At 50.7% G+C, this 15,695-nt stretch carries 13 protein-coding genes; 5 read left to right on the top strand and 8 right to left on the bottom strand.

Features of this window, described 5'->3' with window-relative positions; all coding sequences use genetic code 11:
* Nucleotides 1–7: 7 nt before the first annotated feature.
* Nucleotides 8–1,381, bottom strand: coding sequence for an exodeoxyribonuclease VII large subunit (gene xseA / locus SBG_RS11790; protein WP_000953184.1), 1,374 nt, complete (start codon nt 1,379–1,381; stop codon nt 8–10).
* 160 nt (nt 1,382–1,541) lie between these two features.
* Here xseA and guaB point away from each other — a divergent pair, with 160 nt between their 5' ends.
* The gene (guaB, locus tag SBG_RS11785) at nt 1,542–3,008 is read left to right on the top strand and encodes an IMP dehydrogenase (protein WP_024135084.1); all 1,467 of its coding nucleotides are present in this window, start codon (nt 1,542–1,544) and stop codon (nt 3,006–3,008) included.
* 69 nt (nt 3,009–3,077) lie between these two features.
* Nucleotides 3,078–4,655, top strand: coding sequence for a glutamine-hydrolyzing GMP synthase (gene guaA / locus SBG_RS11780; protein WP_000131515.1), 1,578 nt, complete (start codon nt 3,078–3,080; stop codon nt 4,653–4,655).
* Between the two features lie 325 nt (nt 4,656–4,980).
* On the opposite strand, the gene SBG_RS11775 is transcribed toward guaA, so the two are convergent.
* The 3 genes from SBG_RS11775 to SBG_RS11765 all read right to left on the bottom strand — a co-directional run bounded on the left by SBG_RS11775 (nt 4,981) and on the right by SBG_RS11765 (nt 6,492).
* Nucleotides 4,981–5,520 carry a DUF5384 family protein gene (locus SBG_RS11775; protein ID WP_000755799.1) on the bottom strand — a complete coding sequence of 180 codons (540 nt, stop codon included), beginning with the start codon at nt 5,518–5,520 and terminating at the stop codon, nt 4,981–4,983.
* 15 nt (nt 5,521–5,535) lie between these two features.
* A complete protein-coding gene (locus tag SBG_RS11770; RefSeq protein WP_085928824.1) occupies nt 5,536–6,054 on the bottom strand; it encodes an outer membrane lipoprotein in 519 nt (172 codons plus the stop codon).
* Nucleotides 6,055–6,300: 246 nt separating this feature from the next.
* Nucleotides 6,301–6,492, bottom strand: coding sequence for a YfgG family protein (locus tag SBG_RS11765; RefSeq protein WP_000075922.1), 192 nt, complete (start codon nt 6,490–6,492; stop codon nt 6,301–6,303).
* A 179-nt stretch (nt 6,493–6,671) separates the two neighbouring features.
* Here SBG_RS11765 and SBG_RS11760 point away from each other — a divergent pair, with 179 nt between their 5' ends.
* Together SBG_RS11760 and SBG_RS11755 are read left to right on the top strand one after the other, a co-directional pair.
* A complete protein-coding gene (locus tag SBG_RS11760; protein ID WP_020844914.1) occupies nt 6,672–6,809 on the top strand; it encodes a hypothetical protein in 138 nt (45 codons plus the stop codon).
* Between the two features lie 96 nt (nt 6,810–6,905).
* Nucleotides 6,906–9,119, top strand: coding sequence for a bifunctional diguanylate cyclase/phosphodiesterase (locus SBG_RS11755; RefSeq protein WP_000773664.1), 2,214 nt, complete (start codon nt 6,906–6,908; stop codon nt 9,117–9,119).
* A gap of 34 nt (nt 9,120–9,153) precedes the next feature.
* Here SBG_RS11755 and ppx read toward each other — a convergent pair whose 3' ends face one another.
* The 4 genes from ppx to purM form a co-directional block, all read right to left on the bottom strand.
* Nucleotides 9,154–10,695 (bottom strand): exopolyphosphatase, encoded by a 1,542-nt coding sequence (gene ppx, locus SBG_RS11750; protein WP_001123337.1) that lies wholly within the window; start codon nt 10,693–10,695, stop codon nt 9,154–9,156.
* 4 nt (nt 10,696–10,699) lie between these two features.
* Complete coding sequence (gene ppk1 / locus SBG_RS11745; protein WP_000529551.1) at nt 10,700–12,766, bottom strand: polyphosphate kinase 1; 2,067 nt, start codon at nt 12,764–12,766, stop codon at nt 10,700–10,702.
* A gap of 189 nt (nt 12,767–12,955) precedes the next feature.
* Nucleotides 12,956–13,594, bottom strand: a complete 639-nt coding sequence (gene purN, locus SBG_RS11740; RefSeq protein WP_001028595.1) for a phosphoribosylglycinamide formyltransferase — start codon at nt 13,592–13,594, stop codon at nt 12,956–12,958.
* Nucleotides 13,594–14,631 (bottom strand): phosphoribosylformylglycinamidine cyclo-ligase, encoded by a 1,038-nt coding sequence (purM, locus tag SBG_RS11735; protein WP_000130474.1) that lies wholly within the window; start codon nt 14,629–14,631, stop codon nt 13,594–13,596. The genes purN and purM overlap by 1 nt, the downstream gene beginning before the upstream one ends.
* A 409-nt stretch (nt 14,632–15,040) precedes the next feature.
* Between purM and upp the strand changes: the two genes are divergently transcribed.
* Nucleotides 15,041–15,667, top strand: a complete 627-nt coding sequence (upp, locus tag SBG_RS11730; protein ID WP_000706207.1) for a uracil phosphoribosyltransferase — start codon at nt 15,041–15,043, stop codon at nt 15,665–15,667.
* Nucleotides 15,668–15,695: the final 28 nt, after the last annotated feature.

Genomic DNA, 15,695 nt, shown 5'->3' with positions numbered 1-15,695 from the left:
GGCGCGCTTACCCCGCCTTACGGGAGCGCGTCTTTTTAAGCGGCGTTACAGCGGTAACCTCGCTTTCTATCCAGCCATCTGCCAGACGGGTGGTGAGCCTATCGCCGGCGTTAACCTGCTTGCGCTGTTTAAGTACATTGCCATCGGCGGTGGCTGTAACGCTGTAGCCGCGCGCCAGCGTTGCCAGTGGGCTGACCGCTTCCAGATGGGTAACCGCATTGCCGAAGCGTTCGCGCCGTTCGCTTAAGCGCGCGCGGATATTTTCTGCCAGACGATATTCAAGCTGCTGAATACGGGTTTGCGCACGATGAATGCGCGGCTGTGGGTTATGCTGCCTCAGCCGCTGGACTAATCGCAACTGACGCTGATCGGCCCGTTTAAGCTGGCTATCCAGTGCAACACGCATCCGCTGCTGCAGTTTCTCCAGTGCCGTTTGTTGACGTGCCAGACGCAACTGCGGATGCTGTTGTTGCAGGCGGTGAAAAATCTGCGTAAAGCGACGGCTGCGGCTGGCGAGATAATAGTCCATCGCCATCCCCAGACGTTGCTGTGTAGACTGAATCTGGCGCAGTAACTCCTGTTGGTTGCGGCTGACTATTTCCGCTGCTGCCGACGGCGTGGGCGCACGCAGGTCAGCGACAAAATCGGCAATTGTGACATCAGTTTCATGGCCGACGGCACTCACCACCGGGATGGCACTTGCAAAAATCGCCCGGGCGACGCGCTCGTCGTTAAAACTCCATAAATCTTCCAGCGAACCGCCGCCGCGACCGACAATTAATACGTCGCATTCATTGCGATGGTTTGCCAGTTCTATGGCGCGCACAATCTGTCCTGGCGCATCGTCGCCCTGAACGGCGGTAGGGTAAATCATCACTGGCAGAGAAGGGTCGCGCCGTTTCAGCACATGCAGAATATCGTGCAACGCCGCACCGGTTTTTGAGGTGATAATCCCCACGCAGTGCGCTGGGGAGGGAAGAGCTTGTTTGAACTGCTGATCGAACAGCCCCTCAGCCTGCAATTTGGCCTTTAGCTGCTCATATTTTTGCTGTAAGAGACCTTCACCCGCCGGCTGCATACTCTCAACAATGATCTGATAGTCGCCGCGCGGTTCGTATAAGGTGATATTGGCGCGAACCAGTACCTGCTGACCATGCAGTGGCCGAAAGGTTACCCGGCGATTGCTGTTGCGAAACATCGCGCAGCGTACCTGGGCGTTATCGTCTTTTAAAGTGAAGTACCAATGGCCAGACGCGGGCTGTGTAAAATTAGAGATCTCGCCGCTGAGCCACACCTGTCCCATCTCCTGTTCTAACAGCAGACGAACCGTCTGGTTGAGGCGGCTTACAGTAAAAATTGAGGAGGTCTGAGAGGATAACATGTGAGCGGGATCAAATTCTAAATCAGCAGGTTATTCAATCGATAGTAACCTGCTCACAGGGGATCGCAAGCACTATTTGCAAAAAAATGTAGATGCAACCGATTACGTTCTGTATAATGCCGCGGCAATATTTATTAACCTCCCAGGTGAGATATTGCCCATGCTACGTATCGCTAAAGAAGCCCTGACGTTTGACGACGTCCTCCTCGTTCCCGCTCATTCCACCGTTCTGCCGAATACTGCCGATCTCAGCACGCAGTTAACGAAAACCATTCGTCTGAACATTCCTATGCTCTCTGCGGCGATGGACACCGTGACGGAAGCGCGCCTGGCTATTGCTCTGGCCCAGGAAGGCGGCATCGGTTTTATCCACAAAAACATGTCTATTGCGCGTCAGGCGGAAGAAGTTCGCCGGGTGAAAAAACATGAATCAGGCGTCGTCACCGATCCGCAGACCGTGCTGCCGACCACCACCCTGCGTGAAGTAAAAGAACTGACCGAACGTAACGGCTTTGCTGGCTATCCGGTAGTGACCGAAGATAATGAACTGGTCGGGATTATTACCGGTCGTGACGTGCGTTTTGTCACCGATCTGAGCCAGCCGGTGAGCGTATATATGACGCCGAAAGCGCGTCTGGTGACTGTTCGCGAAGGCGAAGCCCGCGAAGTGGTTCTGGCAAAGATGCACGAAAAGCGCGTGGAAAAAGCGCTGGTCGTTGATGATAATTTTCATCTGCTCGGCATGATTACTGTAAAAGATTTCCAGAAAGCGGAACGTAAACCCAATTCCTGTAAAGATGAGCAGGGCCGGTTGCGAGTCGGCGCGGCAGTTGGCGCAGGAGCGGGTAACGAGGAGCGTGTCGACGCGCTGGTGGCGGCAGGTGTGGACGTGCTGTTGATTGACTCATCTCATGGTCATTCCGAAGGGGTTCTGCAACGTATTCGTGAAACGCGCGCTAAATATCCGGATCTGCAAATCATCGGCGGCAATATCGCAACGGGCGCAGGCGCACGCGCGCTGGCGGAAGCGGGTTGCAGCGCGGTGAAAGTGGGTATCGGCCCGGGCTCCATCTGTACCACGCGTATTGTAACCGGCGTCGGCGTACCGCAGATCACCGCCGTTTCTGATGCGGTTGAAGCGCTGGAAGGCACCGGTATTCCGGTTATCGCCGATGGTGGTATCCGTTTCTCCGGCGATATCGCGAAAGCAATTGCTGCTGGTGCCAGCGCGGTAATGGTGGGTTCCATGCTGGCCGGTACCGAAGAATCTCCGGGCGAAATCGAACTGTATCAGGGACGCTCTTACAAATCTTACCGTGGGATGGGCTCGCTGGGCGCAATGTCCAAAGGTTCTTCTGACCGTTATTTCCAGAGCGATAACGCCGCGGACAAACTGGTCCCGGAAGGCATTGAAGGGCGCGTGGCCTATAAAGGCCGCCTGAAAGAGATCATTCACCAGCAGATGGGCGGCCTGCGTTCCTGTATGGGGCTGACCGGTTGTGCTACCATCGACGAGCTTCGTACTAAAGCAGAGTTCGTACGTATCAGCGGTGCGGGCATTCAGGAAAGCCACGTTCACGACGTGACCATTACCAAAGAGTCCCCGAACTACCGTCTGGGTTCCTGATTTTCTTCGCCCGACCTTCGCGTCGGGCGATTTATTTAATCTGTTTCACTTGCCTCGGAATTAGCGTCAATGACAGACAATATTCATAAACATCGCATTCTCATTCTTGATTTCGGATCGCAATACACACAGTTAGTCGCACGCCGCGTGCGTGAACTGGGCGTTTATTGCGAACTGTGGGCATGGGATGTGACGGAAGCACAAATTCGCGAATTCAATCCAAGCGGTATTATTCTTTCCGGCGGCCCGGAAAGCACCACTGAAGAAAACAGCCCGCGCGCACCACAGTATGTTTTTGAAGCTGGCGTGCCGGTATTTGGCGTATGTTACGGCATGCAGACCATGGCTATGCAGTTGGGTGGTCATGTGGAAGGCTCTAACGAGCGTGAGTTTGGCTATGCGCAGGTTGAAGTGGTCAATGACAGCGCGCTGGTGCGCGGCATTGAAGACTCCCTGACTGCCGATGGCAAACCTCTGCTGGATGTCTGGATGAGCCACGGCGATAAAGTGACGGCGATCCCGGCGGATTTCGTTACCGTTGCCAGCACCGAGAGTTGTCCGTTTGCCATTATGGCGAATGAAGAAAAACGTTTCTATGGCGTACAGTTCCACCCGGAAGTAACCCATACCCGCCAGGGAATGCGTATGCTGGAGCGTTTTGTGCGCGATATCTGCCAGTGTGAAGCCCTCTGGACGCCGGCGAAGATTATCGACGACGCGGTAGCGCGTATTCGTGAGCAGGTCGGTGAAGACAACGTTATTCTCGGCTTGTCCGGTGGCGTTGACTCCTCCGTCACCGCCATGCTGCTGCACCGTGCTATCGGCAAAAACCTGACCTGCGTGTTCGTTGATAACGGTCTGCTGCGTTTAAACGAAGCGGAGCAGGTGATGGACATGTTCGGCGACCACTTTGGTCTGAACATTGTGCACGTTCCGGCAGAAGATCGCTTCCTGTCTGCGCTGGCAGGAGAGAATGATCCGGAAGCGAAACGTAAGATCATCGGTCGTGTGTTCGTCGAAGTGTTCGATGAAGAAGCGCTGAAACTGGAAGATGTGAAATGGCTGGCGCAGGGGACTATCTACCCTGACGTGATCGAATCTGCTGCTTCTGCCACCGGTAAAGCACACGTCATCAAATCTCACCACAACGTCGGCGGACTGCCGAAAGAGATGAAGATGGGGCTGGTTGAGCCGCTGAAAGAGCTGTTCAAAGACGAAGTGCGTAAGATTGGTCTGGAGTTGGGCCTGCCGTATGACATGCTGTACCGTCATCCATTCCCGGGACCGGGTCTGGGCGTTCGTGTGTTGGGAGAAGTGAAGAAAGAGTACTGCGACCTGCTGCGTCGCGCTGATGCCATTTTCATTGAAGAGCTACGCAAAGCCGATCTGTACGACAAAGTAAGCCAGGCATTCACCGTCTTCCTGCCGGTACGTTCCGTCGGCGTGATGGGCGATGGGCGTAAATACGACTGGGTTGTATCCCTACGTGCTGTTGAAACCATTGACTTTATGACCGCACACTGGGCACACCTGCCTTATGACTTCCTGGGGCGCGTTTCGAACCGCATTATCAATGAAGTCAACGGCATTTCCCGCGTGGTGTATGACATCAGCGGTAAGCCGCCGGCAACCATTGAGTGGGAATGATTTTCCCTTGTTAAATTAGAACGTTGATACACAACCCGCTTCTCAGCGGGTTTTTTTATCTCAATAATAAGTTTTCGGGAATAAAATCGTGACTAAAATAGTGTTGGGGTATTATAACTATGCGTTAATATGCAGGCGGGTATTATAATAAGGGCATTATTAGCGCCTTCCATTTATTTTAAAATGCAAGTTACTACAGTGTAGTGTCGACTTTATTATTTATTGAAACGAGTTATGCCGCACGCTGTCAGGACCGATATCCTCCCATTTTCAGGCAGAAACCTCTGCTCGCACAGAGGTTTTTTTACAGGTCAGAAATAATTAATCAGTTAAACCAACCGCTGGCCTTCTCCTCACGGGCTTTACCTTCACTTTGCAACAGATCGCGGCTGCCTTCAGATAGATTCCTGTTTGCGTCAGCGTGAGATTGAATCACATCTGTCCGGGCAGCCTGACTTTTAAGCTCCTGATCGATAAATTCATTTTCTCGTTTAACCCTGGCTTCTTCTCTGGCCAGCGCCAGTTTTTGCTTCTGAATTTCTAATTGACGAAGCTCATCCTCGTAGCTCTGATCGCGCTGTTTATCCTGAGCGGCTTCTGCATCTAATTTTGCTCGCCGTGCTTTTCTTTCAGCTTCTGCCGCTTTTGCTCGCTGTTGAGCAAGCGCCGCTGCATTGGCTTGCCTTTGTCGTTCCTGCTGAGCCTCTCTGTCTCGTTTGGCTTGCAAAGAGTCACGTTGTCTGTTTTCTTCATTTTTTCCCTGCTGTTCAGCCTGGGCGACCGCCGCGAGCTGATCCTGTAAGGAAGAAGATAACGCCGACCCGCTTATCGTGAATAAAATAGCGCCTAAAATAACCTTCTTCATGAAATCTCCTGATATTTAGCTTTTTTCAGGGCATTTCGTATTCGGCTGAATTCGCGTTTCATTATCTTTAGTAGAGATAACGATGGCCAGACCCGTTGTAAACTGGCAAGATTTTCCCACCTGGGTGGAGGTATAAATCTTCGTTCCTTCTTTGTACGTCAGAGAGACGCCTTCAACTAACGTTTTATCTTTCACCAATGAACCGGCTGCCGCGCCAACGGCTCCACCGCCCACAGCCCCGGCGGTTGTACCTAAACCGCTGCCCGATCCGACATTATGACCGGTAACACCACCAGCCACGGCGCCAAGTATTGCGCCAAAGGTCTGAGCAGCCTTTTTGTTGGCCGTATTATCTACGGCGACTTTAGCGGGCAAAACAGAAATTATATTCACCGTCCTGGTCTCTTGTTTTGCGTTTAACTGCCCGGTTTGATAAACATCTGCGGCGTAGTCATCCGCATTGGACTGGCATCCAGCAAGAGAAAAAGAGGCGATAATAACCAGAGGCAAAGCATTTTTTTTAAAATACATCACTAATCCTTGTAAAAATTAATAGCATAAAAAAGGATGTATTTAAGAGTAATCCTAAAAAAAGTAAACTATCCTTTCTTGTAGTTGATTGTGTTTTTTCATTAAAAAACAAAGCATTAATTGGCTTTATGCTTTGTTTTTATTCTGTTAATAAGACAAGCAGGGAACAGGAAGGAAGGGCTGGATAACACATAGCAGGCCTGTGCGATAGTACCACGATCGCTCTTTTATTTAACGGATGAAAGCCATTTAACGCTGGACTGGCGTGTCAACAGAGAGCGTTGACTGTTGCGCTTCTTTTTTATCCTGGTGGTGGTGCCAGGCACCGATAGAAGAGTAGACAAAACGTCCAAAGAAGAAGATAAAGCTGATAAGCAGTACGATACGGGTCATGCGACTGTTAAATCGATGTCGTTTTCGCATACTGTTGGCCTGACTCACAAAGGGTTCCTTAAAGTATGCCCAGCGTCGTGGGCGGTATCAGGCTGGGATCTTCAGAGAATGTTCTCAAGGCGAAGAACGTAACGAGCCTGCGTTCAATCTACATTAAGGCATACTGCGAACCGCTGGTCAATTCCTCATGATGTAAAATTGCGTCAGTTAATTTATCTTATATTGTTATGGAAAATAATTTTAGTATTTACATTAATAATAAATTAATGATAACGAAGGATAAAAAGGTGAATAAAGGCATCGAGAGAAGGGTAATAATTGACTTAAATCAAATGTTACTTTTATTTAATAATTACAATCGATGACTATAGTGTGATGTATATCTCATCATCAATTTAAGGTCAGGTGGGATGCCTGTCTGTTAACGCCCCTTTGGGATTGGGGGGTTCTGCTGAGCATCTATGAAGCTAAATAAAACTTATATAAATATCAGAGATAAATGGTGGGGACTCCCACTCGTGCTGCCCTCAATTCTATTACCTGTTTTAAGCAGCGCAAATACTTATGCGCATACCAGCACCGGAAATGTGGTTCTGTTTTATCTGCCTTTAGCTTTTACGCTTAGCCTGATGTTGTTTTTCGGTTGGGCAGCGCTGCCAGGCATTGTGGCTGCTATTTTCTGGCGCAGATACTCGCAAACAGGATTATATGAAACGCTCTCCGTAGCGATGCATTTTATCATTACCATCGTGCTCAGTTGGGGCGGCTACCGCGTCTTTTCCCCCCGGCGTAACAATGTTTCTCACGGCGACGCCCATCTGATGTTTCAACGAATGTTCTGGCAGGTATTTTGCTCGGCAACATTATTCCTGGTTATCTACCAGTTTGCCGTTTTTGTTGGGATGTACGAAAGTAAAGTCAGCCTGATGGGAGTAATGCCCTTTAATATCAACACGCTAATTAATTACCAGGCATTACTGGTCGGTAATCTTATCGGTGTGCCGCTGTGCTATTTTATTATCCGTACTATCCGTAATCCGCTGCACCTGCGGGGGTATTATCAGCAATTAAAGTTGCAAATTGACAGTAAGGTCACCAAAAAGGAGATTGTTATTTGGCTGGCCGTATTGATTATGCTGATGTTTATACTGTGTATGCCATTGACCGATAATAGCTCAATATTTAGTACTAACTATATGCTTTCGTTATTATTGCCGGTCATGCTGTGGGGCGCGATGCGTTATGGCTATAAATTTATTTCAATCATCTGGGCTGTCGTACTGATTACCTCCATCCATTATTATCAGCGCTATACGCCCTGGTATTCAGGCTATGATACGCAATTAGCGATTACCTCTTCGAGCTATCTGGTTTTTTCTTTTATTGTCAATTATATGGCCGTACTGGCTACGCGGCAGCGGGTTGTGAGCGGCCGTGCGCGGCGACTGGCCTATCTGGACCCGGTGGTACATCTTCCTAATTTACGCGCACTAAACCGCGCGCTCAAAAACACGCCCTGGTCCACGATCTGTTTTTTACACGTACCGGGGCTGGAGTTACTGGGTAAAAATTATGGCGTCATGTTGCGCATTCAGTATAAGCAGAAGCTTTCTCACTGGATCACGCCGATGCTGGCTTCGAATGAGTGTGTCTATCAGATGTCAGGGCACGATTTGGTGCTGCGCCTTAATACCGAATCGCATCAGCAACGTATTGAAGCGCTGGATAAACATATTAAGCAATTTCGTTTTATCTGGGACGGAATGCCGCTACAGCCGCCCGTCGGCGTGAGCTACTGTTGTGTGCGTTCCCCGGTTAGTCATCTTTATCTTTTGCTGGGCGAGTTAAGCACCAGTTCCGATCTGTCACTAACGACTAATGCGCCGGAAGATTTACAGCGGCGCGGCGCGGTACACCTGCAACGCGATTTGAAGGGAAAAATTGCGATGATGAACCGCCTGCAACAGGCGCTGGAGCACGATCATTTTTTCCTGATGGCGCAGCCTATTTCCGGTGTGCGTGGCGATGTTTACCACGAAATTTTACTGCGGCTCAAGGATGATAACGGCGACGTCATTAATCCGGAGCGTTTTTTGCCCGTTGCGCATGAGTTTGGTTTGTCCTCCGCTATCGATCTCTGGGTTATTGAAAATACCCTGCGGTTTATGGCGGCCAGCCGGGAATATATGCCCGCACATCGCTTTGCCATCAATCTGTCGCCAACGTCGGTATGCCGGGCCCGTTTCCCTGCCGAAGTCAGCCAGTTACTTAACCAATACCAGGTTGAGCCCTGGCAACTGGTTTTTGAGGTGACGGAAAGCAACGCTCTTACCAGTGCTGAGCAGGCGCAACTGACACTGGGGCAGTTACAGCAATTTGGTTGTCAGATAGCGATTGATGATTTTGGCACCGGCTACGCCAGCTATGCGCGCCTGAAAAACGTTAACGCTGATATTCTTAAAATTGATGGCAGTTTTATCCGAAATATTGTGTCTAACAGTCTCGATTATCAGATTGTGGCTTCCATTTGCCATTTAGCGCGAATGAAAAAAATGCAGGTGGTAGCGGAGTATGTCGAGAGCGAAGAAATACGTAGCGCGGTGCTTGCCCTGGGGATCGATTATCTTCAGGGATATTTAATTGGCGAGCCACAGCTATTATCCGGGATTCAGTAAAGCAGACGCCGTAGCCCGGCGTCTGATTGGGGTTTTACGCTGCAATCTCCGGCGAACGTTCTTCTTCAATGTTGAGCTGCCAGCCAGTGACCGCTTCCCAGTACTGCTGTTCTTTTTCCAGATCGAGCAGTACCAACGCATTTTGGTTGAACCAGTCATGCGGAAAACGTAACGTCCAGTGGCTGTCATCGGTAATCAGTTGCAGAGTCGGCGGCGTGGTGGTCGCCTGCCGCTGGTTATTCAACAGTACGCCCAGGCGTAGCAACTGAATTAACGGCAGATATTGTTTCTTTTTAAATAACGTAAAGCGGGGTAAATCGTCGAGCTTTATGGCTTTACGGTGATAACGTACCAGTGTCGCCATCATCATCTGCTGTTCCTGATTGAAACCGGGCAAATCGCTGTGTTGCAGAATATAAGCCGAGTGACGATGTAGGCCGCTGTGATTAATATTCAACCCGACCTCATGCAGCATCGCCGCCCAGCGAAGCAACGCTTCGAGTTGCGGATGCGCCAGCTTAGGCTGCTGGGCCTGCCACTGTTCGTACATCTGCATAGTGGTTTCCAGCACGCGCCGGGCCTGTTCTCTGTCGATGTTATATTGATTTGCCAGACTTTTCGCTGTACGGCTGCGGACATCCTGATGGCGAAAGCGGCCCTCCATTTCATATAGCACGCCTTCGCGTAGTGCGCCGTCGGAAAGGCGGAGTTCGCGGATAGCCAACGCGTCAAAGACACCGCACAGAATTGCCAGGCCTGGTACAAAGACCGCTTTTCGTTCTTCAGAGAGGCCCGGCAGGCTTAATGCATTAAAGGTACGATGCTTCAGCACCTCCGACCTGAGTTTGTCGAGGCGTTCCGGGGTAATAAAACCATCTTTCTCGCCCAGTGCCAGCAGTACCTCATGAGCCGCCTTGATCGTACCGGAGGCACCCATTGCTACGTTCCATCCCTGAATGCGATACTGCCAGGTTAAGGTTTCCAGTTTTTGAGCCGCCGCCATGCGGGCGCGCTGGAAGTTTTCTTTATTGATAACGCCGCCGGGAAAGTACATTTGCGCGAAGCTCACGCAGCCCATACGACGACTTTCAACCAGCTTAGGTTCGAAGTTTTCACCAATGACCAGCTCAGTTGAACCGCCACCGATATCGATCACCAGTTTGCGGCCTTTTTCCGGCTGCGTATGCTCCACGCCCATAAAAATCAGACGTGCCTCTTCGTTGCCGGAAATAATCTCGATCGGATAGGGAATAACCTTTTCCGCGCGTTTGAGAAAATCCGCGGCATTTCGCGCCTGACGTAACGTGTGGGTACCCACAATACAGACACTCGAAGGGGAAAAGCCTTGCAAGCGTTCGGCAAATAGCGACAGACAGCTAAGCCCTCGCGCCATGGCTTCTTCGCTGAGCATGTTATCGGCGCCCAGCCCATCCGCCAGATGGACGCGCTGCTTTAATCGCCCAATAATCTGCATTGCGCCGTCAACCACGCGGGCAATAACCATATGAAAGCTGTTTGAGCCGAGATCGACCGCGGCGAACTCCTGCGGGCGAGGGGATTTGTCATAAATTGGCATAGCGTTAGTCTGGTTGCTCGAGTGATTTAATGTAGTCATAAATCGCCAGCTGCGCCCGGACTTTGCGGCGATTGCCGCGCGGTACGTAGCGATTGCTGAGTTCTTTATCGATAAAACGCGCTTTTACCGTGTCGCTAAACAAAATGTCAATGATATCCAACACGCGTTGTTTAAGACGCGGGTCGAGGATAGGCGTAGCGACTTCGATGCGATAGTCAATATTACGCGTCATCCAGTCAGCTGAAGAGAGCCAAACTTGCTTATCGCCGCCATTTTCAAAAATATAAACCCGATCGTGTTCAAGATAGCGATCCACAATACTAATCGCGCGAATATTATCGCTAATGCCTTCCAGTAATGGGATAAGAGAGCACATGCCGCGTACCAGCAAATTGACCGGCACACCTGAACCTGAGGCGGCGTATAGCCTGTCGACCAGTCCTTTGTCGACCAGGTTATTAAGTTTTAACGTGATCCCTGACGGCAAACCTTGCTGTGCATTGGCGATTTCACGATCGATCATCTCATAAAGCAGACGCCGTGAGTTTTGCGGAGAGACCATCAGATAATCGAACGTGACTGGACGATAAGGGTTTTCGATAAAATTAAAGACCCGACGTACTTCATTAGTGATGCGCGCATCGGCAGTCAGCAGCGAATAATCGGTATACAGCCGCGCCGTTTTTTCGTTGAAGTTACCGGTGCCGATATGCGCATAACGCACTACGTCATCGCCCTCTTTGCGTGAAATAAGAAAGAGCTTGGCGTGAATTTTTAACCCCGGCGCAGAGAAAATCACATGTACGCCCGCTTCAGTTAATCGCTTGGCCCAATGGATATTCGCTTCTTCGTCGAAGCGCGCTTGCAATTCCACCACGACGGTGACTTTTTTGCCGTTGTGGGCGGCATGGATCATAGAGTCAATAATGCGCGAGTCTTTCGCCACGCGATAAATATTGATTTTGATCGCCAGTACACTTGGGTCAAACGATGCCTGGCGCAGCAACTCCAGTACATGCTCGAACGTATGATACGGATAATAAAGCAGCACATCACGCTCGCGAATCGCATCGAAACCGTTGCGAAACTTCTCTTTATCGAACCAGAGATGGCGTAATCGCGGTAACGGCTTGTTGACCAGATTGGCTTTACCAACATTCGGAAAGTTAATAAAGTCTTTGAAGTTATGGTAGCGTCCGCCAGGCACGATTGAGTCATAGCGGGAAATAGTCAGTTTTTCCCGCAGTACGTCAACCAGGGCGGCGGGCATATCGCGCTGATAGACAAAGCGCACCGGTTCGGCGGTTAGACGCTGCTTCAGGCTGGAAGACATCAGTTCCATCAGACTGGATTCCATTTCATGCACCAGGTCATATTCGGCGTCGCGGGTCATTTTCATCGAATAGGCGTTAAGTACATCATAGTCGAAGAACCCTTTGAAGATGTCATCCAGGCAGTAGCGGAGGATATTATCCAGAAGAATCATCGGCTTGCGTCTGCGCGGTGTCTCCGGCGGCAGATTGACGAAGCGCGGCACTTTATCGGACGGTATCTCCAGCAACGCATAGCTAATAGCGTCGCCGCGGATAATCTCTACTGCCAGATAGGTGTAATCATCTTTCAAAAACTGAACAAGGTCCGTTTCCCGATTAATGAGTATTGGGGTGATATGCTGGCGCAAATAGTGTTTAAAATAGTGGCGCAGCCAGCTTTGCTGATTCACCGAGAGTTGACGCTCGTTGATCAGGAAAATTTGGTTCCGCGCCATCTCCAGCAGTAATTCATTGTACAGCCCGTCGAACTCCTGGTCTGCTTTCAGAACACGGGACTGAATTTTGCCTAACAGATGGCGTGAATGTGAATTTGAGCCCTGCTCTTCGCTGATAATAATGCGTCGCTTCAGCTCGGCGAAACGAACCTTGTAGAACTCGTCGAGGTTATTGGAATAGATGCCCAAGAACCGCATTCTCTCAATCAACGGGTTGGATTTGTCCGCTGCTTCCTGTAACACGCGTTCGTTAAATGCTAACCAGCTCAGCTCTTTCTCGATATATAGCTTTTCCTGACCCATTACTACTTATACTCCGTTTTATTCACGGGACACTGCCTGATTATTATGGCGAGCATTACGCGTTAATGTCCAATTGCGCCAGAAAAGTATGACAATAAACTGTTAGCATAAAGGAGGGAAGAAGAGTAGGCCGGATAAGGCATTTATGCCGCCATCCGGCAATCAGACACTGCAATGGCAGATGACATATTATTCGTCGGACGCATAACCCTGCGGCGGCAGACGATGCCCGTCCAGCCAGGCGGCGTTCTCGCGCATCTTCAACCGCCCCTCGACAAACCAGCTGAGCACCAATGGATAAATCGCGTGTTCCTGAGTCTGTACGCGTGCGGTGATATCATCTTCGCTGTCGTTGGCGAAAACCGGCACTTTCGCCTGGAGAATAACCGGACCGCCATCAAGTTCGTCTGTGACGAAATGCACCGACGTACCGTGTTCCTCATCGCCGTTTACCAGCGCCTGGCGATGAGTATGCAACCCCGGATATTTTGGCAGCAGGGAAGGGTGTATGTTCAGCAGACGTCCGTGGTAATGCGCGACAAACGCGGGACTCAGAATACGCATAAAACCGGCCAGTACAACAACGTTGGGCGCCCAGGCGTCGATTTCGCGAATCAGCTCGCGATCAAAGGCGTCGCGGCTGTCAAATCGATCGGCAGTCAGTGCATACGCCGGAATTCCGGCTTCCCTGGCGCGCTCAAGGCCGAACGCGTCGGCCTTGTTGCTGAATACTGCCCGGAGGGTGCCTTTAATTTTTTTTGCTTCGCAGGCATCAATAATCGCCTGTAAATTGCTTCCGTTGCCGGAAATCAGCACCACAATATTCATTATTCAATAACCACACGCTGTTCGGAATCAGAGGTTTTGATGATACCGATTTTCCACGCGGTTTCACCTTTCTCGCTTAGCAGAGCAAGCGCTTTGTCCGCTTCCGGAGCGGATAGCGCAATCACCATGCCGACGCCGCAGTTAAAGGTACGGTACATTTCATGTCGACTGACGTTACCGGCAGTTTGCAGCCAGGTAAAAACGGCAGGCCACTGCCAGGAGGATTCGTCAATGACTGCCTGGGTATTCTCCGGCAGAACGCGCGGGATATTTTCCCAGAAGCCGCCGCCGGTGAGGTGCGCAATAGCGTGTACATCGACTTTTTCAATCAGCTCCAGAACTGATTTTACGTAGATACGCGTCGGTGCAAGCAGATGATCGGCCAGTGATTTTCCTTCCAGCTGCGTGGTTTGCGGATCGCAGCCGCTGACCTCAATAATTTTACGCACCAGCGAATAGCCGTTCGAGTGTGGGCCGCTGGAGCCGAGTGCAATCAGCACGTCGCCGTCGGCAACCCGGGAACCGTCGATAATTTCTGATTTTTCTACCACGCCGACGCAGAAACCCGCCACGTCGTAATCTTCGCCATGGTACATGCCCGGCATTTCCGCGGTTTCACCGCCTACCAGCGCGCAACCGGATTGCAGACAGCCTTCGGCAATACCGTTGATCACGCTGGCGGCGGTATCGACATCCAGCTTACCGGTAGCGTAGTAATCCAGGAAAAACAGCGGTTCTGCGCCCTGCACGACCAGATCGTTTACACACATTGCCACCAGATCAATGCCGATAGCATCGTGACGCTTTAAATCCATCGCCAGGCGAAGTTTGGTGCCTACGCCGTCAGTGCCGGAAACCAGTACCGGTTCACGATATTTTTGCGGCAATGCGCACAGAGCACCGAAACCGCCCAGACCTCCCATAACTTCCGGGCGGCGAGTTTTCTTCACTACGCCTTTGATTCGATCAACCAGAGCATTACCCGCATCAATATCGACGCCGGCATCTTTATAGCTAAGAGAGGTTTTATCGGTCACTGCCTGGTTCCCCACGTTTTTTGCGGTAAAAGTTAAATTCGGCGCAATTCTAACAGGGAAAGCAAACGTTTGCGAGCGTGGTCTGCGTCCTGTATGCCCGGGGGATTTTTTGCCATGGATTTGGTTATCGCCTGAACATGCTCCCGGCGTGTAAAAAAAGAAAAGGGTATCCCTTACCCGGATTACCTCACACGGCAGACAGACAAAATAATCAGTTTAACTTCAAAAATTCAATGCGTTGTCAGCGGAGGTCGCCTGTTTTAACGAGAGTGATTTATACTCATTTTTCAGATATCAGCGGCTTTAGTTGATCCAGATCAACTACACGCGGTGTTGCGCCAGAGAGGAAAAGCGGTATAATCCGGCGATTTTTTTGTGGTTGCCAGTCATCTGAGGATAGGAGAAGAGTATGAAGATCGTGGAAGTCAAACACCCACTCGTCAAACACAAGCTGGGTCTGATGCGTGAAAACGACATTAGCACTAAACGCTTTCGTGAACTCGCCTCAGAAGTAGGCAGCCTGCTGACGTATGAAGCGACAGCCGATCTGGAAACGGAAAAAGTCACCATTGAAGGCTGGAACGGCCCGGTAGAAATCGACCAGATTAAAGGCAAAAAAATTACCGTTGTGCCGATCTTGCGTGCGGGCCTGGGCATGATGGAAGGCGTACTGGAAAATGTACCGAGCGCGCGCATCAGCGTGGTAGGGATGTACCGTAACGAAGAGACGCTTGAGCCGGTGCCTTATTTCCAGAAGCTGGTATCGAATATTGATGAACGCATGGCGTTGATCGTCGACCCGATGCTGGCAACCGGCGGTTCCGTCATCGCGACCATCGACCTGTTGAAAAAAGCGGGCTGTAGCAGTATTAAGGTATTGGTGCTGGTGGCTGCCCCGGAAGGCATTGCGGCGCTGGAAAAAGCCCACCCGGACGTTGAACTGTACACCGCTTCTATCGATAAGGGGCTGAACGAACACGGATACATTATTCCGGGGCTTGGCGATGCCGGCGATAAGATTTTTGGTACTAAATAAGTGAATAAGTAAATAAAAAGCCGACTTT

Source organism: Salmonella bongori NCTC 12419, assembly GCF_000252995.1.
GTDB classification, from domain to species: Bacteria; Pseudomonadota; Gammaproteobacteria; order Enterobacterales; family Enterobacteriaceae; genus Salmonella; species Salmonella bongori.
This window is presented reverse-complemented; position numbering and strand designations above follow the sequence as displayed.